At 57.6% G+C, this 22,473-nt stretch carries 16 protein-coding genes, 7 tRNA genes and 3 rRNA genes; 9 read left to right on the forward strand and 17 right to left on the reverse strand.

What is annotated here, in order from left to right:
* Positions 1 to 19: 19 nt before the first annotated feature.
* Both KBP54_RS08960 and KBP54_RS08965 read left to right on the forward strand, forming a co-directional pair.
* Positions 20 to 295, forward strand: a complete 276-nt coding sequence (locus tag KBP54_RS08960; protein WP_256005438.1) for a S4 domain-containing protein — start codon at positions 20 to 22, stop codon at positions 293 to 295.
* 15 nt (positions 296 to 310) lie between these two features.
* Positions 311 to 883 carry an RluA family pseudouridine synthase gene (locus KBP54_RS08965; RefSeq protein ID WP_256006649.1) on the forward strand — a complete coding sequence of 191 codons (573 nt, stop codon included), beginning with the start codon at positions 311 to 313 and terminating at the stop codon, positions 881 to 883.
* A gap of 20 nt (positions 884 to 903) precedes the next feature.
* Here KBP54_RS08965 and KBP54_RS08970 read toward each other — a convergent pair.
* The 6 genes from KBP54_RS08970 to pgm all read right to left on the reverse strand — a co-directional run bounded on the left by KBP54_RS08970 (position 904) and on the right by pgm (position 6,094).
* Positions 904 to 976: transfer RNA gene (locus tag KBP54_RS08970), tRNA-Ala, on the reverse strand.
* 43 nt (positions 977 to 1,019) lie between these two features.
* Positions 1,020 to 2,963: a type I pullulanase gene (gene pulA, locus KBP54_RS08975; RefSeq protein ID WP_084028543.1), complete on the reverse strand. Its 1,944-nt coding sequence runs from the start codon at positions 2,961 to 2,963 to the stop codon at positions 1,020 to 1,022.
* A gap of 53 nt (positions 2,964 to 3,016) precedes the next feature.
* Positions 3,017 to 3,089 (reverse strand) — tRNA-Ala (locus tag KBP54_RS08980).
* 85 nt (positions 3,090 to 3,174) lie between these two features.
* Positions 3,175 to 3,903 (reverse strand): DsbA family protein, encoded by a 729-nt coding sequence (locus tag KBP54_RS08985; protein ID WP_070361966.1) that lies wholly within the window; start codon positions 3,901 to 3,903, stop codon positions 3,175 to 3,177.
* Between the two features lie 53 nt (positions 3,904 to 3,956).
* A complete protein-coding gene (locus KBP54_RS08990; RefSeq protein ID WP_256005440.1) occupies positions 3,957 to 4,427 on the reverse strand; it encodes a MauE/DoxX family redox-associated membrane protein in 471 nt (156 codons plus the stop codon).
* Positions 4,428 to 4,438: 11 nt separating this feature from the next.
* Complete coding sequence (gene pgm / locus KBP54_RS08995) at positions 4,439 to 6,094, reverse strand: phosphoglucomutase (alpha-D-glucose-1,6-bisphosphate-dependent) (RefSeq protein ID WP_256005442.1); 1,656 nt, start codon at positions 6,092 to 6,094, stop codon at positions 4,439 to 4,441.
* A 169-nt stretch (positions 6,095 to 6,263) separates the two neighbouring features.
* Between pgm and KBP54_RS09000 the strand changes: the two genes are divergently transcribed.
* Genes KBP54_RS09000 through KBP54_RS09010 form a run of 3 tightly spaced genes read left to right on the forward strand, consistent with a single transcriptional unit; the run spans position 6,264 to position 8,425 of the window.
* Complete coding sequence (locus tag KBP54_RS09000) at positions 6,264 to 7,682, forward strand: alanine/glycine:cation symporter family protein (RefSeq protein WP_256005444.1); 1,419 nt, start codon at positions 6,264 to 6,266, stop codon at positions 7,680 to 7,682.
* Positions 7,683 to 7,703: 21 nt separating this feature from the next.
* Entirely contained in the window at positions 7,704 to 8,075 is a 372-nt protein-coding gene (locus KBP54_RS09005; RefSeq protein ID WP_256001500.1) for a CrcB family protein, read from the forward strand.
* Positions 8,075 to 8,425: a fluoride efflux transporter FluC gene (locus KBP54_RS09010; RefSeq protein WP_256005445.1), complete on the forward strand. Its 351-nt coding sequence runs from the start codon at positions 8,075 to 8,077 to the stop codon at positions 8,423 to 8,425. The genes KBP54_RS09005 and KBP54_RS09010 overlap by 1 nt, the downstream gene beginning before the upstream one ends.
* Before the next feature lie 183 nt (positions 8,426 to 8,608).
* Here KBP54_RS09010 and rrf read toward each other — a convergent pair.
* The 5 genes from rrf to ramA form a co-directional block, all read right to left on the reverse strand.
* Positions 8,609 to 8,727: ribosomal RNA gene (gene rrf / locus KBP54_RS09015) — 5S ribosomal RNA — on the reverse strand.
* 160 nt (positions 8,728 to 8,887) lie between these two features.
* Positions 8,888 to 11,967 (reverse strand): 23S ribosomal RNA (locus tag KBP54_RS09020).
* Positions 11,968 to 12,402: 435 nt separating this feature from the next.
* Positions 12,403 to 13,919, reverse strand: a 16S ribosomal RNA gene (locus tag KBP54_RS09025).
* Together the 16S, 23S and 5S rRNA genes form the textbook arrangement of a ribosomal RNA operon.
* Before the next feature lie 590 nt (positions 13,920 to 14,509).
* Positions 14,510 to 15,766 (reverse strand): UDP-N-acetylglucosamine 1-carboxyvinyltransferase, encoded by a 1,257-nt coding sequence (murA, locus tag KBP54_RS09030; protein ID WP_070361962.1) that lies wholly within the window; start codon positions 15,764 to 15,766, stop codon positions 14,510 to 14,512.
* 24 nt (positions 15,767 to 15,790) lie between these two features.
* Complete coding sequence (gene ramA / locus KBP54_RS09035) at positions 15,791 to 16,651, reverse strand: acetate metabolism transcriptional regulator RamA (RefSeq protein ID WP_256005447.1); 861 nt, start codon at positions 16,649 to 16,651, stop codon at positions 15,791 to 15,793.
* Positions 16,652 to 16,894: 243 nt separating this feature from the next.
* On the opposite strand from ramA, the gene cysK reads away from it, so the two are divergent.
* Together cysK and epsC are read left to right on the forward strand one after the other, a co-directional pair.
* On the forward strand, positions 16,895 to 17,830 hold the full coding sequence (gene cysK, locus KBP54_RS09040; RefSeq protein WP_256005449.1) for a cysteine synthase A: 936 nt from the start codon (positions 16,895 to 16,897) through the stop codon (positions 17,828 to 17,830).
* 51 nt (positions 17,831 to 17,881) lie between these two features.
* On the forward strand, positions 17,882 to 18,481 hold the full coding sequence (gene epsC / locus KBP54_RS09045; protein ID WP_070478055.1) for a serine O-acetyltransferase EpsC: 600 nt from the start codon (positions 17,882 to 17,884) through the stop codon (positions 18,479 to 18,481).
* Between the two features lie 6 nt (positions 18,482 to 18,487).
* On the opposite strand, the gene KBP54_RS09050 is transcribed toward epsC, so the two are convergent.
* The 6 genes from KBP54_RS09050 to KBP54_RS09075 all read right to left on the reverse strand — a co-directional run bounded on the left by KBP54_RS09050 (position 18,488) and on the right by KBP54_RS09075 (position 19,718).
* Entirely contained in the window at positions 18,488 to 18,784 is a 297-nt protein-coding gene (locus KBP54_RS09050) for a GNAT family N-acetyltransferase (RefSeq protein ID WP_256005451.1), read from the reverse strand.
* Between the two features lie 66 nt (positions 18,785 to 18,850).
* Positions 18,851 to 18,923, reverse strand: a tRNA-Phe gene (locus KBP54_RS09055).
* Between the two features lie 22 nt (positions 18,924 to 18,945).
* Positions 18,946 to 19,019: transfer RNA gene (locus KBP54_RS09060), tRNA-Asp, on the reverse strand.
* A 186-nt stretch (positions 19,020 to 19,205) separates the two neighbouring features.
* Positions 19,206 to 19,282 (reverse strand) — tRNA-Asp (locus KBP54_RS09065).
* A gap of 33 nt (positions 19,283 to 19,315) precedes the next feature.
* Positions 19,316 to 19,388, reverse strand: a tRNA-Glu gene (locus KBP54_RS09070).
* 257 nt (positions 19,389 to 19,645) lie between these two features.
* Positions 19,646 to 19,718, reverse strand: a tRNA-Lys gene (locus KBP54_RS09075).
* Positions 19,719 to 19,899: 181 nt separating this feature from the next.
* Between KBP54_RS09075 and KBP54_RS09080 the strand changes: the two genes are divergently transcribed.
* Together KBP54_RS09080 and cydB are read left to right on the forward strand one after the other, a co-directional pair.
* A complete protein-coding gene (locus KBP54_RS09080; protein WP_070361957.1) occupies positions 19,900 to 21,462 on the forward strand; it encodes a cytochrome ubiquinol oxidase subunit I in 1,563 nt (520 codons plus the stop codon).
* Between the two features lie 3 nt (positions 21,463 to 21,465).
* Positions 21,466 to 22,470 (forward strand): cytochrome d ubiquinol oxidase subunit II, encoded by a 1,005-nt coding sequence (gene cydB / locus KBP54_RS09085; protein WP_256005452.1) that lies wholly within the window; start codon positions 21,466 to 21,468, stop codon positions 22,468 to 22,470.
* Positions 22,471 to 22,473 lie beyond the last annotated feature (3 nt).

A 22,473-nucleotide genomic window follows, 5' to 3' on the forward strand; every position in this document is an offset into this window, starting at 1 on the left:
CCTTGCTATGGTGCCAGCCATGACCACCTACATTCCCCCACCCGGATACACGGCGATCACGGTCCCGGAGGACCACGATGGGCGGCGGATACACAAGTTCCTCGCCGGCCACACCACGTGCCCCGCGACCATGCTGTTCAAACTCGCACGCAAGGGGGCGTTGCGGGTCAACCAGAAACGAATCAAGCAGGATCACCGCGTCCGTGGCGGGGACGTGATCACGTTGCCGGGTGAGTTCTGTAAGGAAGCGAAGAGGGCGTCGAAAAGTAAGAACCATGGGTTTGAGATGCTGTGAGAGGGGCCGACGGCGCTGGTAGTAAATAAGCCGGCGGGGGTGCCGGTGCATGCGGGGACAGGGACGCGGCGCGGCGTCATCGAGCGGATCCGTGACGTGTACCCCGACGCTGAGCTTGCGCACCGCATCGATAAGGAGACGTCAGGGGCGCTGCTGATTGCGCTGAATCACGCGGAGCTACGCCACCTGCAACGAGCCTTCCGCGAGCAGAACGTGATCCGCATCTACCGCGCGGTCGTGGAGGGACGCTGGGCGGGCGCGCGCGACGTAAAGGCCCCGATCGCGCGAACACCGAAAACCATGGTCGTAAGCGCCGACGGCGACGACGCCCACACACGATTCCGCCGCGTGGAAAACCGCGGGCCGAACACGCTCGTCGAGGCCGAGCTCATTACTGGACGACGCCACCAAATCCGCGTGCACGCCGCCCACGAAAGCCACCCCATCATCGGCGACCGCGCGTACGGCTCCCGCACGAGCGCGCAGCGCATGTTCCTGCACGCCTACCGGCTGGAGTTCACGCTGCGTAACAGCGAGCGCGTCGTGGTGACGGCGCCGGTCCGGGAACACAAAAACCGCAGGTCTTAAGCAACCTGCGGTCTTTTCTGTGGAGCTAACGGGATTCGAACCCGTGACCCCCACACTGCCAGTGTGGTGCGCTACCAACTGCGCCATAGCCCCGCGCACGCTAAAACACGCGTAGGAGTCAGTTTATACCGTGCGTTTAATGCGAGGCAAATGCGACCGGGGCTGCCCGGAGGACCATGATGCTCAGCGGTGGGACAGTAACGTCGCCGTGTGAAGTGAGTGCTCGTGGCGTCTCGTAGACGTCCGTTGCCTGGATCATCACTTCGTACTCACCGGTTGGCAGCGGCGCCTGCCACGGTTCCGTCGCGGCGTTCACGTACACGAAGGCGTCGCGATTGCCTGGGAATGCATTTTTCACGGTGTAGCCAACATGATTCATGTGCACGTTGTCAGCACCAGCAACGATTCCGTGCGTGTACTTGCTGTTAATCGCCTCATAACTCGGCAGGCGCATGAAGTCGTAGCGCTTGCGGAACGCGTTCAGGTCGCGGAAGAACTGCACGTGCTTTGCAAACTGAGCTGCTCTGTCGTAGTCGAGCGCGTTGACCTCATCTGGCGACTTGTACGAGTTGTGGTCGCCCGCCTTCGTGCGCAGAAACTCCTGCCCCGCATGAATGAACACTGCTCCGTTGGCCAAGTACTGCGTGGCCGTAGCGAGTGCATGACGCCGCGCGATTTCCTCATCAGACGCGTGCGGCATGCTGCCCTTGAGCTTGTCGAACATCGTGTAGTTATCGTGGGCCTCGTTGTACACCACGGACTGCTCCGGACCCAGGTAGTCCCGCACGTGCTGGGCACCCTTGATGTTGTTCAGCAGGTCCCAAGAACGATGCTCCTGATCCGCGCCGTTTACAAAGCCAGCATGCTCCAACTCAAAGTTGGAGCCCTTGACGGTGTCGCGGTAGTGATCATTGAAGAACGCGATACCCGGCAGCTTGTCGGCGTTCTTCTGGTTCGCGCCGAGCACGCCTTCGGGGTGGTTGCCCATCTCCCACCCCTCCCCGAGGATGACTATCGAAGGATCAATCTCGTTGAGCGCCTCGCGCACGGCGTTCATCGTGTCGACGTCATGAATCCCCATCAGGTCAAACCGGAAGCCATCGATGTTGTATGTTGTGGCCCAGTACGTCACTGAGTCAACGATGTACTTGCGCATCATGGGCCGCTCTGACGCGGTTTCATTGCCGACGCCCGTCCCATCAAGAAAATTGCCTTGCGGGTCCGTCCGGAAGAAATAGTTAGGCACCGTCTGCTGCAACGGCGAGTGCTCCGCGACGTAGACGTGGTTGTACACCACGTCCATGATGACCCGGATACCGTTGTTGTGCAGCGCGTCAATCATGGACTTCAGTTCCATGATCCGCGCGGTTGGGTCCTGGGGGTGCGTCGAATAGGAGCCTTCGGGAACGTTATAGTTTTCCGGATCGTAGCCCCAGTTGTACTGTGCGTTAAACGACAGGTCGCCGGTCTCATCCACGCTGCCAAAATCGTAGATCGGCAGCAACTGTAGATGGGTGATACCCAGGGACTTCAAGTAGTCCAGACCTGATGGGTTCCCCGCCTGTGTCTTGGTCCCAGCCTCGGTGAGTCCCAGGAACTTCCCCTTGTGCGTGATGCCATTGTCCGGTCCGATGGTCAGGTCGCGCACGTGTGCCTCATAAATGATGGCGTCCTGCATCGAAGAAAACGGCGCCATACGCTTGCCGGACCACCCCTCGGGCACAATATGTTCCGCATCAACGACCACGGTGTGCTCCCCGTTGGCAGTCACTGCCCGCGCGTAGGGGTCGACGGCTTCGTTGACCGTTCCGTCCCCGAACTCCAGTCGGTAGCGGTACTCCAGCCCGTGGCGGTCACCTTCGAGGGTGAGTTCCCAGATTCCCCGCTCGCCCCTCGCCAGAGGAGTCGCGGCAGCGTTATCGGAGTAGTTCAGAAATTCCACCGACTTCGCCGTCGGCGCCCAGACCCGAAACGTGGTCTTTTCCGGGGTATAGATCGCACCGAGCTCGCCATCGTAGAAATACTTCTCGTGAAACTCGTTCGAGTAATTGATCGCAGACTCACCCTCAACACAGCTCATTGCTACAACAAAAAGCTCCCCACCAGTTCTTAACCGGTGGAGAGCACTCTCTGTGGAGCTAACGGGATTCGAACCCGTGACCCCCACACTGCCAGTGTGGTGCGCTACCAACTGCGCCATAGCCCCTTGAACTCTTACGAGCTTTCATCACCATACACGTGAAGAGAGCCTGGCCACAAATCATGCAGCCAGCCCCCACACGGACATATAGTTAGCTGTTTGCGACGGTATCGACCCAGTTGTTGATCTCGCCTTCAACGTCCTTGCCGTCAACCATGACGCGCGGAGTCCCCGCCTCACCGCCGCGCTCTTGCTGCAACTTCAAGTTACCGTTCGACATTGCGCGCGCAGCATCGTAATAGGTCTTATCACGGATATCCTGCACCGCCTTGTCGCTCGCGCCGTAGTCACGCGCCAGGTCAGCAAGGTCATCGTCGGTCACCTTCGAGTACACATCCCTCTGGTTCACCATCAGGTGGTCGCGGAGGTTCATCATCGCCGCTGGCTCATCATTAGCGACGAGTGCCAGCTCCGCAGCCAGCCCCATCGTGGAGTGGCCATTGGTCAGGCCATCGAGCGTCACCATCGGGCGCAGCTCGACCTCGATCTTGCCCTCACGCAGCTTCTCGAGCATCTGCTCATCCGTCGCTACTGCCAGATCTGCACAGTGTGGGCACGAAAAGTCCTCGTAGAGCTCTGCCATCGGGGCGTCGTCGACATCTTCGGCTGCGAGGCGAATGAAGTGGTCGTCCTCGTTCCAGCTCACAGTGATGCCAGTAGTGTCAATCATGTTCTCGGCCATGGCTGCCTCGCGGCCCTTCTTGCCGTTGACGAAAATCAGGCCGATCACAAGCGCCGCGATCGCAATCACTGCAACGATTGCCCAGATGAACCCTGCACCGTTCTTCTCGTTCGGGTTCTTCACCTTACGGGTAGTCACGTATTTACTCCTTGACGTTGGAAATTGCCCAACAGCTTAATCGCTGGATGAGGCTATGGATAAATCGCAAACTTCTTGTACGGCACATAAATCATGAACAAGGTCGCCGCGATCAAGACAAAGTCACGCAGGATCGTCTCAATGAGGTTCGTGCCTTCATCTGACGGCTGCGGGCCAAAGCACCCACAGTCGATGACCAGCCCTCGCGACCACGCCGAGTACATCCCGATGATGAACAGCACCAGGACCCCGATCGAGACCCAGCCGCATTCACGCAGCTTGATGCCAGCCAGCAGGAGCAGGCCACCGGCCAGCTCCAACGGTCCGATCCACTGCGCCAAAATATTCGACCACTCATGGGTGAAAATCTCGTACGCAATGATGTTTTGCGTCACTTCCATATGGGCGCCAATCTTGGTCCACCCGGCGACAATCCACACAGCCGCCAGCCCAAATCGCGCCGCAGCCGACGCGATTTCCAGCAGCTTGCCTCTTGCCTGTTTGGTCTCGTGTGTCTCAGTCACGATTGGCCATTCTATCCGAGCACCTGCGCAACAAGCTCTTTCGCAGCCTGCTGCACCTGCGCCAAATGCTCCTTGCCCTTGAAACTCTCGGCGTAAATCTTGTACTTGTCCTCCGTACCCGATGGTCGCGCCGCGAACCAGGCGTTTTCCGTGGTGACCTTCAGGCCGCCAATCGGTGCACCGTTGCCTGGTGCCTCGGTCAGCTTCGCGGTGATTGGTTCACCAGCCAGCTCGGTCGCGGTGACTTGCTCCGGGGAGAGCGCCTTCAGCGTCGCCTTCTGCTCGCGGTTCGCCGGGGCATCGATACGAGCGTATGCCGGGGAGCCGAACTTCTCAGCGAGCTCAGCGTAGCGTTGCGACGGCGTCTTCCCCGTCACAGCTGTAATCTCCGCCGCGAGCAGATCCAGAATCAGGCCGTCCTTATCAGTCGACCACACCGTGCCATCCTTCCGCAGGAAGGACGCACCCGCGGATTCTTCGCCGCCGAAGCCAACGGTGCCGTCGATAAGCCCTGGCACGAACCACTTAAAGCCAACCGGGACCTCAACGAGCGTGCGCCCGAGCGACGCCACAACGCGGTCAATCATCGACGAGGACACCAGCGTCTTGCCAACCGCGGTGTTGTCCGCCCAGCCCTCGCGATGTGAGAACAGGTACTCAATCGCGACGGCGAGGTAGTGGTTCGGGTTCATCAGGCCGGCGTCCGGCGTGACGATCCCGTGGCGGTCCGAGTCAGCGTCGTTGCCGGTAGCGATGTCATACTTGTCACGATTGTGCACCAGCGACGCCATCGAGTCCGGCGAGGAGCAATCCATGCGAATCTTGCCATCAGTGTCGAGCGTCATGAAACGCCAGGTCGGGTCGACCTCCGGGTTCACCACGGTCATATTCAGGCCGTGCTTCTCAGCGATTGCACCCCAATAATCGACGCTCGCTCCGCCCATCGGATCTGCGCCGATGCTCAGACCGGATTCACGAATCGCCGCAATGTCGACGACGTTCGGCAAGTCATTGATGTAGTTATTCAGGTAGTCGTAGCGCTGCGCACGCTCATCGAGTACGCCCGACGCTGCGGAGCGCTTCACGCCCTCCAAACCGTTTGCGATGTACTCGTTCGCCTGCTTCGCAATCCAGTCAGTCGCGTCCGTGTCAGCCGGACCACCCGACGGCGGGTTGTACTTGAAACCACCATCACGCGGGGGATTGTGCGACGGCGTAATCACAATGCCGTCCGCGCGCTTCGGATCAGTACCCGTGACCCCGCCAGAAAGCTTCGCGTTGTGCGACAAGATTGCGTGCGACACCGCCGGAGTCGGTGTGTAACGCCCAGCGGCGTCAACAAGCACCTCAACCCCATTGCCAAACAGCACCTCAAGCGCGGAGACCATCGCCGGCTCAGACAACGCGTGTGTATCGCGCCCGATGAAGACCGGACCGCCAATGTTTTGCTCACGACGGTAGTCGACGATCGCCTGCGTGGTCGCCAGAATATGCACCTCATTAAACGCGTTATCCAGCGAAGAACCACGGTGACCAGAGGTACCAAACACCACCTGCTGGTCAGGATTGTGCGGGTCTACATCACGGGTGTAGTAAGCAGTCACCAACGACGCGATATCGATCAAATCTTCCAGGCGGGCAATCTGGCCAGCACGTTCATGAGCCATACGACAACATCCTTTCGAATACGTTCACACCCATCTTTCCCTTTTTTGGAAACTTCCGCCAGAAAAATCGTACAAACCGTGTACACACGTGAGGTTATGTGTCTATTATCTCAATCACGTTATCGGGAGAAAGGTAACCTGGCCCACACCCTATTGCGAAAGGATCACGATGGCTGCGCAACTCAACGAAACCCTCGGTACGATTGCCTCGTTCGTCTGGGGCCCATTCCTGCTCATCCCGCTGCTGCTCGGCACGGGCCTCTTCCTGACCGTCCGAATGGGTGGCATCCAGTTCCGCACACTAGGCCGCGCAACCCGCCACGCGTTCGTCGATAAGAATGAAGAAGGCTCCGGCGACATCAGCAACTACCAGGCCTTAACGACGGCCCTCGCCGCAACAGTCGGCACCGGCAACATCGTCGGCGTAGCCACCGCGATCTCGATCGGTGGGCCGGGCTCCCTGCTCTGGATCTGGGTCACAGGCATCGTCGGTATGGCGTCGAAATACTCCGAGGCCTACCTCGGCGTCCGCTTCCGCACCACCGACGACAAAGGACGCCAACAAGGCGGACCACACGAGTACCTCCGCCGCGGAATCCCGGGCCCGCTGGGGTCCGTGCTCGCGGTCGCGTTCATGCTCTTTACTATCTTCGCGTCTTTCGGCATCGGTAACCTCACTCAAGGCAATTCCATCGCTGCAGGCATGCAGGAAGCATTCGGCATCGAACCTACTGTCTCCGGCATCCTGATCTTCATTGGCGTCGGCGCAGCCATCTTGGGTGGTATTGAAGGCATCGGCAAGATCACGGCAGCGTTCGTTCCCCTGATGATTGTTCTCTATGTCGGTGGCGGCATCGTCGCGCTCGCTTTGATGGCAGACCAGATCCCTGCCGCTATCTCTCTCATCTTCCACGACGCGTTCACCGGCTCAGCCGCGACCGGTGGCTTCGTCGGCTCCACCATCATGATGGCAATCCAGTTCGGTGTTGCCCGCGGCATCTTCTCCAACGAGTCTGGCATGGGCTCTGCAGCAATCGCCGCTGCGGCAGCGAAGACCCAGCACCCCACCCGCCAGGCGCTGGTATCCATGACCCAGACGTTCATTGACACCCTGATCGTTGTTACCATCACCGGCCTTGTCATCGTGACCTCCGGGACCTGGGACATGGGACGCGACGAGGCAGCAGTCATGACCGCACGCGGCTTCTCGACGGTCCTGCCAGGCACCTGGGGCGGCGACATCGTCTCCGTTTCCCTCATCTTCTTCGCATTCTCTACGATCCTGGGCTGGTCCTACTACGGCGAACGCGCCGCAACCGCCCTCTTCGGCCAGTGGGCTTCATTGCCATACAAGATGTTCTTCACCGCCGTAGCGTTCCTCGGCGCCACCACGCACCTCGAACTCGTATGGACGTTCTCCGACCTGGCGAACGGCCTCATGGCAGTCCCGAATCTCATCGGTCTGCTGCTGCTTTCCGGGCTCGTCGCACGAGAGACTCGCGAGTATCTCAAATTCGATCCGAAGCTTCGCCGCAGCCCCGAGGAGGTTGCAGTATTTGTAAAGCAGCAAGGCATGAATTGGAAGTAAGCGCACTAGTAGACTTCTGGTGTGCAATTACAAAACATTGAGTCGAATGAGCCCCTCGCTGTAGGCCTCGGAGCTGGCACGGGAGCACTTACGCGCTACGTGCTTACAGCGGGACTCCTTGCGGTGCTGCCAGCAGCACCGCATTACGCATTTCTGGTCACGCTTGGCATCAACGTGTTGGGCAGCTACGCAATGGGTTACTTCCGACCAGGCCCATTACTCGGCACAGGTTTCCTCGGAGGCTTCACGACGTTCTCCGCTCTCACCGTCGCCGCAGCGCAAACGACTGCAATCACTGCGTTCATCTACGTACTCTCCAGTGTTGTCTTCTGCATCGCTGGCTGGTGGGCTGGCGACGCCATGCGTGAGTGCAAGGAGACAGGTGATCGATAGTGTTTATTGACCCAATTGCTATCCCTGCAGTGTTCTTTGGCGGCGCGTTGGGCGGCGCCACACGGTGGTGGATTAGTTCCGCCCTCCCACCGCGCAAGGGCACCTTCACGGCCAACGCTGCTGCATCCATGGTCCTCGGATTTACAGTCGCCATGGCGCCTTTGTGGGCGGTGTTCATTGGAACGGGATTTGCTGGTGCGCTCTCTACATGGTCGACGCTCGCCAAAGAAGCAGGAATGCTGCTCAAAGAGCGCAAGTACGCACGATGCGCAAAGTATCTGTTGTGGACGCTCGCCGTCGGCGTTGCGTTCGCAGGGCTAGGCGCTATGCGCGGTAACGCGGCATTTTAGACGACTACCAAGCGCTGCAGATACTTTTGGTGTGTTGTCTGTGGATCAGAATTGGTAACCGGCCACACACAACCATCCCTGTTTGTTTGTTGTGTGGGGGTGCACAAAAAAGAGTGTGGTGGGTACCACCACCCCCACAACGGGAATAATGGAACCCACCACACACAAGAAAATGAAGTTATAGGCCGGCGGTAACCTACTCTCCCACACCCTCCCAGGTGCAGTACCATCAGCGCGGGCGGGCTTAGCTAACCGGGTTCGGAAAGGGACCGGGCGTTTCCCCGCCGCCATCAACCACCGACACGACCAAAAATCGTGCCAACACAATACTGTTGATAACAACGACAATATTCAAATAATCAGCACAGGCATGTCATGCCAGACACTGCACAGTGGACGCAAACACTCTCTTCTCGCGGAAGAACACTCAATAATTTGACCATAAACAATGCACACCATGTGTTTTGTTTTAGTCTCGGTGTAATTAGTACCAGTCACCTTACACACCTCACAGTGCTACCAGATCCGGCCTATCAACCCCATCATCTCTAGGGAACCTCAAACGAAACCTCATCTCAAAACAGGCTTCCCGCTTAGATGCTTTCAGCGGTTATCCCTCCCGTACGTAGCCAACCAGCCCTGCTCCTGGCGGAACAACTGGCACACCAGAGGTACGTCCGTCCCGGTCCTCTCGTACTAGGGACAGCCTTCTTCAAGTTTCAACGCGCGCGGCGGATAGAGACCGAACTGTCTCACGACGTTCTGAACCCAGCTCGCGTGCCGCTTTAATGGGCGAACAGCCCAACCCTTGGGACCTACTCCAGCCCCAGGATGCGACGAGCCGACATCGAGGTGCCAAACCATCCCGTCGATATGGACTCTTGGGGAAGATCAGCCTGTTATCCCCGGGGTACCTTTTATCCGTTGAGCGACACCACATCCACAAGTAGGTGCCGGATCACTAGTCCCGACTTTCGTCCCTGCTCGACTTGTAAGTCTCACAGTCAAGCTCCCTTGTGCACTTACACTCACCACCTGATTGCCAACCAGGCTGAGGGAACCTTTGGGCGCCTCCGTTACATTTTGGGAGGCAACCGCCCCAGTTAAACTACCCACCAGGCACTGTCCCCAACCCAGATCATGGGCCAAGGTTAGACATCCACTACGGTCAGAGTGGTATTTCAACAACGACTCCACAATCACTAGCGTGACCACTTCACAGTCTCCCACCTATCCTACACAAACCGCACCGAATACCAATACCAAGCTATAGTGAAGGTCCCGGGGTCTTTTCGTCCTGCCGCGCGAAACGAGCATCTTTACTCGTACTGCAATTTCACCGGGCCTGTGGTTGAGACAGCAGGGGAGTCGTTACGCCATTCGTGCAGGTCGGAACTTACCCGACAAGGAATTTCGCTACCTTAGGATGGTTATAGTTACCACCGCCGTTTACTGGGGCTTAAATTCTCCGCTTCGGACATGAGTCCTAACAGGTCCTCTTAACCTTCCAGCACCGGGCAGGCGTCAGTCCGTATACATCAACTTAACCGTCTTCGCACGGACCTGTGTTTTTGATAAACAGTCGCTCCCCTCTATTCTCTGCGACCCCCACCAGCAACACACCGAAAAAGGTATGCAACCAGCAAGGGCCCCCCTTCTCCCGAAGTTACGGGGGCAATTTGCCGAATTCCTTAACCACAGTTCACCCGACCGCTTTAGTATTCTCTACCTGACCACCTGTGTCGGTTTCGGGTACGGGCCATACACACACATCGCTAGAGGCTTTTCTCGACAGCAAAGGATCACCACCATCACCCACAATTGGGCTACGCATCACGCCTCACACAAAATATCGACCGCATTTCACAAGTCGACGTGCCACACGCTTACACCAAGTAATCCAACACTTGGCGCGGCTACCTGACTGCGTCACCCCATCACTGAACTACCACGGATCAGGCCCCACGCATCACCAACAACCACACACCACAAGTGGTGCGCATGTTGCCAGTTCAGGGTGGTTAGTATCACCGCTTCACTCTTTGTCGCATGCATACGGGTACGGGAATATCAACCCGTTGACCATCGACTACGCCTGTCGGCCTCGCCTTAGGACCCGACTCACCCTGGGAAGACGAACTTGACCCAGGAACCCTTAGTCATCCAGCGGATACGATTCTCACGTATCTCTCGTTACTCATGCCTGCATTCTCACTCGCACACAGTCCACCACCCCTTACAGTATGGCTTCACCCCATGCACGACGCTCCCCTACCCATAGTAAAAACTATGCCGCGGCTTCGGCGGTGTACTTGAGCCCCACTACATTGTCGGCGCAGAACCACTCGACCAGTGAGCTATTACGCACTCTTTCAAGGATGGCTGCTTCTAAGCCAACCTCCTGGCTGTCTTCGCGATCCCACATCCTTTTCCACTTAGTACACCCTTAGGGGCCTTAACCGGCGATCTGGGCTGTTTCCCTCTCGACTATGAAGCTTATCCCCCACAGTCTCACTGCTATAGAACACTTAACCGGCATTCGGAGTTTGGCTGATGTTGCTAAGATGATAGTCCCGCTCAACCAACCAGTAGCTCTACCTCCGGCAAACTACTATAACGCTGCACCTAAATGCATTTCGGGGAGAACCAGCTATCACGGAGTTTGATTGGCCTTTCACCCCTACCCACAACTCATCCCCTCAGTTTTCAACCTAAGTGGGTTCGCGCCTCCACAACCTCTTACAGCTGCTTCACACTGGCCATGGGTAGATCACCCCGCTTCGGGTCCAGGACATGCCACTTACAACACCCAATTAGGATTCGCTTTCGCTACGACTACCCCACACGGGTTAACCTCGCGACATGCCGCTGACTCGCAGGCTCATTCTTCAAAAGGCACGCCATCACACACACGCGGTGCTCTGACGGATTGTAAGCGCACGGTTTCAGGAACTCTTTCACTCCCCTCCCGGGGTACTTTTCACCATTCCCTCACGGTACTTATTCACTATCGGTCACACTTAGTATTTAGGCTTACCGGGTGGTCCCGGCAGATTCACAGCAGATTCCACGAGCCCACTGCTACTCGGGCAAACAATCACCACAACACGACACGCCTTCACGTACAGGGGCTCTCACCCTCTCCGGCACACCATCCCAGGTGACTTCCGCTAACACGCCGCATCATAGGGGTACATGGCAGCATACCCACAATCATCGCCCACAACACCACACGCGCAACCCCTGCCAGGTATCACACACGCATGGTTTAGCCTCATCCACGTTCGCTCGCCACTACTAGCAGAATCACAATTGTTTTCTTCTCCTACGGGTACTGAGATGTTTCACTTCCCCGCGTAACCCCCACACAGACTATACATTCATCTGCAGGTAACACTCCATAACAAGTGCCAGGTTTCCCCATTCGGACATCCTCGGATCAACGCTTTGTTGGCAACTCCCCGAGGCATAACGCAGCCTCACACGTCCTTCATCGGCTAAGCATGCCAAGGCATCCACCGTACGCCCTTGTAACAAAACAAAAACACACAACAAACAAACAACAAACAACCACCACACACAAACAGCATGACAATCACTTGTTGTTAGGCAAACTTACAATCAAAAAATTCTTCCACAAGAATAAAGATGCTCGCGTCCACTATACAGTTCTCACACAACACACCCCACACACCAACCACCAACCAAACCAGTCAGTGATCAACACGCGGAATCATTCAAGACAACACAACTGCTGCCTCAGACACCCAACAGTGCACCAACACACAATAATTAACACTTCTTTTTGACTACACAACCCGGTCACACTGCAACCACAACCACAACCACCACACGAATGCGTGGCAACCTTGTAGCTGGTGTGTCTCCACCCGGAAACAACAATTGGCAGCCACACCCACGGTGACTCAACCAACAAAAAACAGCCCACAACTGTGGGCCAACATAAAACTCCTTAGAAAGGAGGTGATCCAGCCGCACCTTCCGGTACGGCTACCTTGTTACGACTTCGTCCCAATCGCCGATCCCACCTTCGACAGCTCCCATGACAGGCCACTGGCTTCGGGTGTTACCAACTTTCATGACGTGACGGGCGGTGTGTACAAGGCCCGGGAACGTATTCACCGCAGCGTTGCTGATCTGCGATTACTAGCGACTCCGACTTCATGGGGTCGAGTTGCAGACCCCAATCCGAACTAAGGCCGGCTTTGTGCGATTAGCATCCCCTCACAAGGTAGCAAACGCGCTGTACCGACCATTGTAGCATGTGTGAAGCCCTGGACATAAGGGGCATGATGATTTGACGTCATCCCCACCTTCCTCCGAGTTAACCCCGGCAGTCTCTCATGAGTCCCCACCATTACATGCTGGCAACATAAGACAAGGGTTGCGCTCGTTGCGGGACTTAACCCAACATCTCACGACACGAGCTGACGACAACCATGCACCACCTGTATAGCGACCACAAGGGAAACCACATCTCTGCGGCGATCCGCTACATGTCAAGCCCAGGTAAGGTTCTTCGCGTTGCATCGAATTAATCCACATGCTCCGCCGCTTGTGCGGGCCCCCGTCAATTCCTTTGAGTTTTAGCCTTGCGGCCGTACTCCCCAGGCGGGGCGCTTAATGCGTTAGCTACGGCACAAATCCCGTGGAAGGGACTCACACCTAGCGCCCACCGTTTACGGCATGGACTACCAGGGTATCTAATCCTGTTCGCTACCCATGCTTTCGCTCCTCAGCGTCAGTTACTGCCCAGAGACCTGCCTTCGCCATCGGTGTTCCTCCTGATATCTGCGCATTTCACCGCTACACCAGGAATTCCAGTCTCCCCTACAGCACTCAAGTTATGCCCGTATCGCCTGCAGTCCCACAGTTAAGCTGTGGACTTACACAAACGACGCGACAAACCACCTACGAGCTCTTTACGCCCAGTAATTCCGGACAACGCTCGCACCCTACGTATTACCGCGGCTGCTGGCACGTAGTTAGCCGGTGCTTCTTCTCCAGGTACCGTCACAAAAATGCTTCGTCCCTAGCGAAAGGAGTTTACAACCCGAAGGCCTTCATCCCCCACGCGGCGTCGCTGCATCAGGCTTGCGCCCATTGTGCAATATTCCCCACTGCTGCCTCCCGTAGGAGTCTGGGCCGTATCTCAGTCCCAATGTGGCCGTACACCCTCTCAGGCCGGCTACCCGTCGACGCCTTGGTAGGCCATTACCCCACCAACAAGCTGATAGGCCGCGAGCTCATCCCATACCGCAAAAGCTTTCCACAACAATATCCAAAAAGTTGTCCTATCCGGTATTAGACCCAGTTTCCCAAGCTTATCCCGAAGTACAGGGCAGATCACCCACGTGTTACTCACCCGTTCGCCACTCGAGTACCAGTGCAAGCACTGGCCTTTCCGTTCGACTTGCATGTGTTAAGCACGCCGCCAGCGTTCATCCTGAGCCAGGATCAAACTCTCCACAAAAACTATTTCAGAAAGAAACAAGGCCGTGAAAAGCCCAAAACCTAACCAAAAACAAACCAACCACCAACAACAGTCAGTGTCTGGCAAAATCCTAAAATTACAAAAAGTAAAGTACAAACAACCAGTCCCAACCCGACGGGGCAAAACAGGACCAGTCACAACCACATCAACCAATAAAGTCAACGCGACCGTGCATCTGCACCACACCAGTGACACCCAATCATAGGTTCAAGCATCACCGCCGGCACACACCAAAACATGGCACACAGCACGCAACCAAAAGTCAATGCAATCAAAAAAATAAAAAGTACATTGGCACACTATCGAGTTCTCAAACAACAACCGCACACCCAACAACCAACCCCACAACCAGAGCCAGCGTCAAGCAGCTGAAACAAAGTTACACACCCGTAAACACAAAGTCAAATCCAACCAAACCAGCCAGACTCAAAACCGCCCACAAGCAGCAACTTTATTCACTTTGATCATTCCCTCCAAGCGGCCAGGCCGCTCGTCGGCAACGAGGGATAACTTAACCACGAACCAACAAACAACACAAATCGCCTGGGAGGGACCGGTTTTTAAGCGTTCTAATCGTTTGCTCGTTGCACCTTCGCACCGAGTTCATTGAGCTGCTCCACAAATCGCGGGTAACCACGGTCAATGTGGTAGACATCGTGCACCGTGGTCTGCCCTTCCGCGACAAGGCCAGCGAGGACGAGTCCCGCGCCCGCACGAATGTCGGAGCTCCATACATCCGTGGAGGAGAGCGTCGAAACGCCACGAAGAGCCACATGGTGGCCATCGATGTTGGCGTCAGCGCCGAGGCGCATCATTTCGTCGACAAATCGGAAGCGCGCTTCGAAGACGTTCTCCGTAATGACTGAAACGCCGTCGGCTACCGCGGAAAGTGCAATCGCCATCGGTTGCAGGTCTGTCGGGAAGCCGGGGAACGGCAGCGTCTGGTAGTCGACGGCCTTGGGGCGTTGGTTCATGCGTACGCGGAAACCGTTGTCGTAAGTCTCCACCTGCGCGCCAGCCAGCTTGATCTTCTGCAAAGGAAGATGCAGATGACCAGGGGCGATGCCGGATACCGTGATATCACCCTGGGTAATTGCAGCCGCATAGGCCCAGGTTCCGGCAACAATTCGGTCGCCAACCACGGTGTGTTGCGTCGGCTCCAGCTTTTGGACGCCATCGATAACAATTGTCGACGTTCCCGCACCCTCGATCTTCGCCCCCATGGCCCGGAGCATGTCGCAAAGGTCGACGATCTCCGGTTCACGTGCCGCGTTTGAGAGTGTAGTACGCCCCTCAGCAAGAACTGCCGCGGTGATGATGTTCTCGGTCGCACCAACCGAGGGGAAGTCGAGTGCGATGTCCGCGCCGTGCAGCTGCTGGGCGCGGGCAACAACGGCTCCGTGCTCAATGTGTGTCGTCGCCCCGAGCTTCTCCAGGCCAGACTGGTGCATATCTAGAGGTCGGGACCCAATCGCGTCGCCACCAGGAAGGGCAACATACGCCTCGCCGCAGCGGGCGACGAGCGGGCCAAGCACCGCAACGGAGGCGCGGAATTGCCGGACGGCTTCGAAGTCGGCGTGGGGAGAAACCTCGGCAGGAGTGTGGATGGTGACCACGGTGCCGTCGATATCTACGGAGCAGCCGAGTCCGACGAGGACGTCCCGCATGAGGGGGACGTCGAGAATTTCGGGGCAGTTAAATAGCGTTGTTGTACCTTCGGCGAGCAGCGCTGCCGCCATGAGCTTCAACACGCTGTTCTTGGCGCCGTCTACCTTTACGACGCCTTCAAGCCGGGTACCGCCAGAGACTAAAAATCGTTCTTTCACGGAACCCAGCGTACCCAACAACGGTTACGGCAACGCCCCGATTCGACGAGCTGCGTTAACGGCCTCGTAGCGGGTGTGGGCCCCAAGCTTGCGCATCACGCTGCGGAGGTAGGACTTCACCGTCTCGGCACCGATACCCATCTCGGCCGCGGCTTCAACATTGGTATGGCCGAGCGCAACACAGGAAAGAACGTCGAGTTCACGGGCAGAAAGCTTCGTCGTCTGCTTCACGCGCACCGGGGAAACCATCTGGTCACACAGCTGCTCGATTTCCTTGCGAAGATTCTCATCGCCCACACGATTTGCCAGCATGCGCAGCTTCGAGTGCGTGGAGCGAACCTGCTCCCACTCCGCACTGTTCATAACGCGACCCGTCTTCTGTCCGGCGCGCGCGCCGTCGCCCTGCCTCAGGGCGGTATTGACCGCGAGGTCCTGCTCGAGACAGCGAGCCGTCATAGCAACCTCTTCAATCACCTTGTCGCCCAAACGCACCGGCGAGTGCACACCCACGTAAAGGACGCCACGGATCTCGCGCTGGGTAATTACCGGGACTGCAACGATGGAGTGCAGGCCTTCGTCTTGAATCTGCTTGTCGTACTCGTGGGAGATGACATTCGCGCGTGTGTAGTCGGAAATACCCACCGCGCGGCGCGTAGCGACGACCCTTCCACCTACACCGGCACCTGACTCAATGACAAGCTCCTGCAGAGCTGGAGTGCGTAGTCCGATCCATTGCGTGATCTGCAAACGGTTATCTGCCAGAAGGGTGCCATACATGGCTACGGGGATACCGGTTGCGGTTTTCAGCGTGGTCAACGCTGCCCGGATGGCGTCGTCGTCTTCCTTAAGGCACTGTGCGTCGGTCAATGATCTCTCGCTTTCCACCCGTTCGAGTGTCCCCTGTTTAGGGACACTGCTTGTCGAACTTGACTCAAAGCCCTTTCATCATAACGCGTTTTCGGGGGTAGCCAAACTTTGCACTTGCCACACATTCACAGAAACACAACCCCGGAAGTAGGTGAACAAATCGGTCTATTTGACAAAGACTAGCTGGTTCATGTCGCGAGTGTATAATCGCGCAACAAGAACGCAACGTAAGCGAAACATACAGGTAAAGGAGTTATTTTCATGGCAAAGATCGCAAAGTCAGTATTGGACCTCATCGGCAATACGCCGCTCGTAGAGCTCAACGGCATCACTGACGGGCTCAAGGCACGCGTCCTAGCAAAACTTGAGTTTTACAACCCGGCAAATTCCGTCAAGGACCGTATTGGTGACGCAATCGTCCGCGCGGCGGAAGCCTCCGGCGAACTGAAGCCAGGCGGCACCATCGTGGAAGCGACATCGGGCAACACCGGCATCGCACTTGCACTCACCGGCGCCGCGAAGGGCTACAAAGTCATCCTGACCATGCCGGAAACAATGTCGCAGGAGCGTCGCGTGGTCCTTCGCGCGTACGGGGCAGAGATCGTATTGACGCCAGGCGCGGCAGGCATGAAGGGGGCCGTCGATAAGGCGAACGAGATCGTCGAGACGACGGAAAACGCAATCCTGGCCAGCCAGTTCGAAAATGAAGCCAACCCGCAGGTCCACTACGAGACCACCGGCCCCGAGATTTGGAACGACACTGATGGGGAGGTCGACATTGTGGTTGCCGGCGTCGGCACAGGTGGCACGATCTCTGGCTCCGCGAAGTACCTCAAAGAGCAGAAGGAATCCATCAAGGCCGTCGCAGTTGAGCCAGCTGCTTCCCCGCTGCTGTCCACCGGCGAGGCAGGCCCGCACAAGATTCAGGGCCTCGGTGCGAACTTCATCCCTGGCACGTTCGACCGCAACGTCATCGACGAGATTATTACAGTCTCAAACGAAGACGCCGTCGCCACCTCACGCGAACTTGCGCTGAAGGACGGTGTCCTCGGCGGCATCTCGGCGGGCGCAAACCTCAAGGCGGCGCTCGAACTCGCCGCTCGCGACGAGAACGAAGGCAAGACGATCGTCGTGATCATTCCGGACTTCGGCGAGCGCTACGTCTCCACCGTGCTCTACGAAGACATCCGCGACTAGACCCAACGGGCACGACGCCACCCCGCGGGTGGTCGTTGATAGGATCGCCACATGATCAAAACGGCCATCCGCGTGATTCAAATGATCCGCGAGGACCTTGCCAACGCGAGGGACCACGACCCGGCGGCGCGAGGCGACCTCGAGAACGCCATCGTCTACTCAGGGCTCCACGCCATTTGGACTCACCGCGTGTGCCACTGGATGTGGCAACGCAACCTGAAAGGGCCCGCGCGTGTGCTCGCCCAGGCCAACCGCTTCTTCACTGGCATCGAAATCCACCCAGGCGCCACCATCGGCCGACGCTTCTTCATCGACCACGGCATGGGCATCGTCATCGGTGAGACCACCGAAATCGGCGACGGCGTCATGCTCTACCACGGCGTAACGCTCGGCGGGCAGGTGCTCACACAGACGAAGCGCCACCCCACCATCGGCAACAACGTCACCATCGGTGCCGGGGCGAAGGTCCTCGGCCCCATCACAATCGGAGACAACACAGCGGTTGGGGCGAATGCCGTCGTCACAAAGTCCATTCCAGCGAACTCTATCGCCGTCGGCATTCCTGCCAAGGTCAGGGAGCGCCAAGAGTGCGAAACAAAGCACCTCGTCGACCCCGACAAGTACTTCGACCCGGGCAGCTACGTCATCTAATCCGCGCTACTTGACGAGGTCCGCGTACTCCGGGTTCTGCGCAATGTAGCGCGCCACAGCGGGGCACGTCGGAATAACGTTGAGCCCCTCGGAGCGGGCGTCGTCAAGCGCGTACCGCATCAGCGGGCCCGAAAGGCCCTGCCCACGGAACTTCGGATCCACGAAGGTATGTGGCAACTCCCGCGCACCGTCGACGTCAGCGTACGTGGCAAACCCGGCCAATTGCCCGTCGACAAATATCTCGTAGCGGGACTCCTGGTCATTCCTCTTCAGCTCGGGCTGTACTGCGTCGTGCTGCGACAAATCAACGCTCCAATCCTCGGGGACAGAAACACAAAACCCCTCCACCGCAGTGAAGGGGTTGGAGTGTGGCCAGAGCCAGGATCGAACTGGCGACCCCACACTTTTCAGGCGTGTGCTCTACCGACTGAGCTATCTGGCCAGAACAACACAAGTGCTGTTCGCGACCCTGACGGGACTTGAACCCGCGACCTCCGCCGTGACAGGGCGGCGCGCTAACCAACTGCGCCACAGGGCCTTATTCAGTTTCGTACTCACGGCCGCTACACGGTCGCTTGCACGAGTTGATACTTTACACAGAGCTCTCGAACACAAGCAAATCGCCAGCACAAACCATATTTTTCGACGCCACTTCACCTCTTCATGTAGGCAGGTTGGACAAAATAAAAAGAGCCGGAACGTTTCCGTTCCGACTCTTCAAACATGGCGACCCTGACGGGACTTGAACCCGCGACCTCCGCCGTGACAGGGCGGCGCGCTAACCAACTGCGCCACAGGGCCATATGTTTTTGTGTTTCAACCTTGCGGCTGAAGTACCCCCAACGGGATTCGAACCCGTGTTGCCGCCGTGAAAGGGCGGAGTCCTAGGCCTCTAGACGATGGGGGCCCGCTGCGTTAACAGCTCGACCATCATAAGCCGATGCAGAATAACATCACAAATCACCAGTACATAGCAAGTTTTCAAGGGTGATTCGTTAGCCAAAATTTGCAAAGTGTAGTAACAGGATTGTAGTAATCCTCGAAACGGGGAGCGCGGACAAGAGTTACTACAATCCTGTTACTACACTTTGAGCTTCGCGCCGACTCAAGCCACTCTACATCCAACAAAAAGCGCCACCGACCGAGGTCATGTGGCGCTGAATGTGGGCCCTGCGGGGATCGAACCCGCGACCTGCGGATTAAAAGTCCGTAGCTCTACCAACTGAGCTAAAGGCCCGTGCGCATCAACTTAGCACAACTCAAGGGTGGGCCGAAATCGTAAACCCACCCCGAAATGCCCCTCCAAGACGCTACCCCCATATATGGTCATACTCCCTGGAAGTTAGGGGTTTTCGGCGCCTGCTACGGTAAATATATGACCATAACCTTTATTGGTTGTTTACGTTGAAGGAGTCACAATGCCGCTAGATTTAGTCGATCTGTCAAGGTGGCAGTTCGGCATTACGACGGTCTATCACTACCTTTTCGTCCCACTGACCATGGGACTCGCGCCGATGGTTGCGATCATGCAAAGCATCTGGCACAAGACTGGCGACGAGCGCTGGTACCGCGCGACCCGTTTCTTCGGAAACATTTTCCTCATTAACTTCGCGATGGGCGTTGTCACAGGCATCGTCCAGGAGTTCCAGTTCGGCTTGAACTGGTCTGAATACTCCTCGTTCGTGGGAGACGTGTTTGGTGCACCGCTCGCCTTCGAGGGCCTGACGGCATTCTTCTTTGAATCCGTCTTCCTCGGCGTCTGGATTTTCGGTTGGGGCAGGTTGCCGAAGTGGGCACACCTTGCGTCAATCTGGATTGTTTCGATCGCCGTGAACATCTCGGCGTTCTGGATTATTACCGCAAACTCGTTCATGCAGCACCCGGTGGGCGCTGTGTTCAACCCGGAAACGAACCGCGCTGAGCTGGTTTCCTTCAAGGCGTTGCTGACGAACCCGACGGTGCTGTGGGCATTCCCGCACGCGGTGTTCGGCGCTTGGATGCTCGCGGGCACCTTGGTGTGCGGCGTCGCTGGCTGGTGGATGATCCGCGAGGCCCGCAAGGGCGATCCGGATGGGGATGCCGCGACGGTGTGGCGTTCCTGCACCCGCTTCGGTGCGTGGGTCATCCTCGCTGCGACGGTGCTCATCACGCTGACTGGTGACGAGCTGGCCAAGCTGATGTTTACGCAGCAACCGATGAAGATGGCGTCGGCAGAGGCACTGTGCCACACTGAGCTGGATCCGCACTTCTCGGTGCTTTCTATCTCGACGTACAACGACTGCGAGTCCGCAACCCAGCTGATCGGCCTGCCATTTGTGCTTCCGTTCCTGGCACAGGGCAAGCTTTCTGGCGTTGAGCTGCAGGGCGTGCTGGATCTGCAGCAGTACTACGAGTCGCTGTACGGCCCGGGCAACTACACCCCGAACCTGTTCGTGACGTACTGGTCCTTCCGCATGATGATCTTCTTCATCGTCGTTTCCGTCGTGATGGCGCTGGTAGGCCTGTGGGTAACCCGCGGCAAGCGCGTGCCTACTGCGAAGTGGCTGGGCACCTTGTGCCTGGTGGCGCTGCCGGCTCCGTGGTTGTCAAACATTTCGGGCTGGATCTTCACCGAGATGGGCCGCCAGCCGTGGATCGTCCACCCGAACCCTGCATTCCAGGGTGGGGACCACCCGGGTATGGAGCAGAACATTCACATGCTGCTGGACTTCGGTGTTTCTGACCACCAGCCGTGGCAGGTGCTGCTCTCTATGGTGCTGTTCACAGTGCTCTACGGCATCGGTGCGGTGCTGTGGGTATGGCTCATTCAGCGTCAGGTCCGCAAGGGCATGGACCAGCCTGGACTGCACGAGGGCGACTCCAAGCGCCTGAAGGACGTGCTCTACGGCCCGAACGCCGAGACCGAGTTGGAGCCGTTGAGCTTCAAGTCTTCGCAGGAGTCCGGCGCAACCACAACCACTGCGGACAACAAGGAGCTATAAATCATGGACTTGCAAGTGCTTTGGTTTGTGATCATCGGAGTGTTCTTCACCGGCTACTTCGTGTTGGAGGGCTTTGACTTCGGTGTTGGCATGTTGTTGCCGTTCATGAAGGGCGATGAAATCGAGAACGACCGTCGTCGCACGGCTGCGATCAGGACAATTGGCCCGATCTGGGACGGCAACGAGGTGTGGCTCATTACGGGCGGCGCGGCGATTTTCGCGGCGTTCCCTGAGTGGTACGCCACGCTGTTCTCCGGCTTTTACCTGCCGCTGGTGCTCATCCTTATGGGCCTGATTGTCCGCGGCGTGAGCTTGGAGTGGCGAGTCAAGGTGGACACGCTGAAGTGGCGCAGGCTTTGCGACGCCGGCACGGCGTTTGGCTCCTACCTGCCTACGCTGCTGTGGGGCGTTGGTTTCACGAACATCGTGATGGGCGTTCCACTCAACGAGCAGGGCCGCCTGGACTCCTTCTATGACGGCTTCCTTGGCCTGCTCAACCCGCTCGGCCTGCTGGGCGGCGTGGCGTTCGTGCTGCTGTTCATGCTGCACGGTGCGACGTTCCTTGGGTTTAAGTCCCACGATCCGCTGCGTGCTGAGATGCACGCGTTTGCAAAGAAGTTCATCGCTGGCCCGGCGATTGTGGTTGGCGCAGCGTACCTGCTGTGGATCCAGCTCACGCTGGGGGCTGGCTGGACCTGGATCCCGCTGGCACTCGCGGCGGTCGGCCTGATCGTTTCGGTGGTTGCTATCGCTGGCAACCGTGATGGATTGGCGTTCTGGATGACGGCGTTTGCCATTATCTGCTGCGCGATCGTTCTCTTCGGTTCGCTATTCCCGGACGTGATGCCGTCGACAAGCGATCTGTTCGCTGGTTGGGATATCCGCAACGCGTCCTCTACGCCGTACACCTTGAAGGTGATGACGTGGGCGGCTGTGTGCCTCACCCCGATCGTCCTGGCGGGTCAGATTTGGACCTACTGGGCGTTCCGGAAGAGGGTGTCGGTCTAGGCT

Source organism: Corynebacterium pseudogenitalium, from assembly GCF_024453815.1.
GTDB classification, from domain to species: domain Bacteria; phylum Actinomycetota; class Actinomycetes; order Mycobacteriales; family Mycobacteriaceae; genus Corynebacterium; species Corynebacterium pseudogenitalium.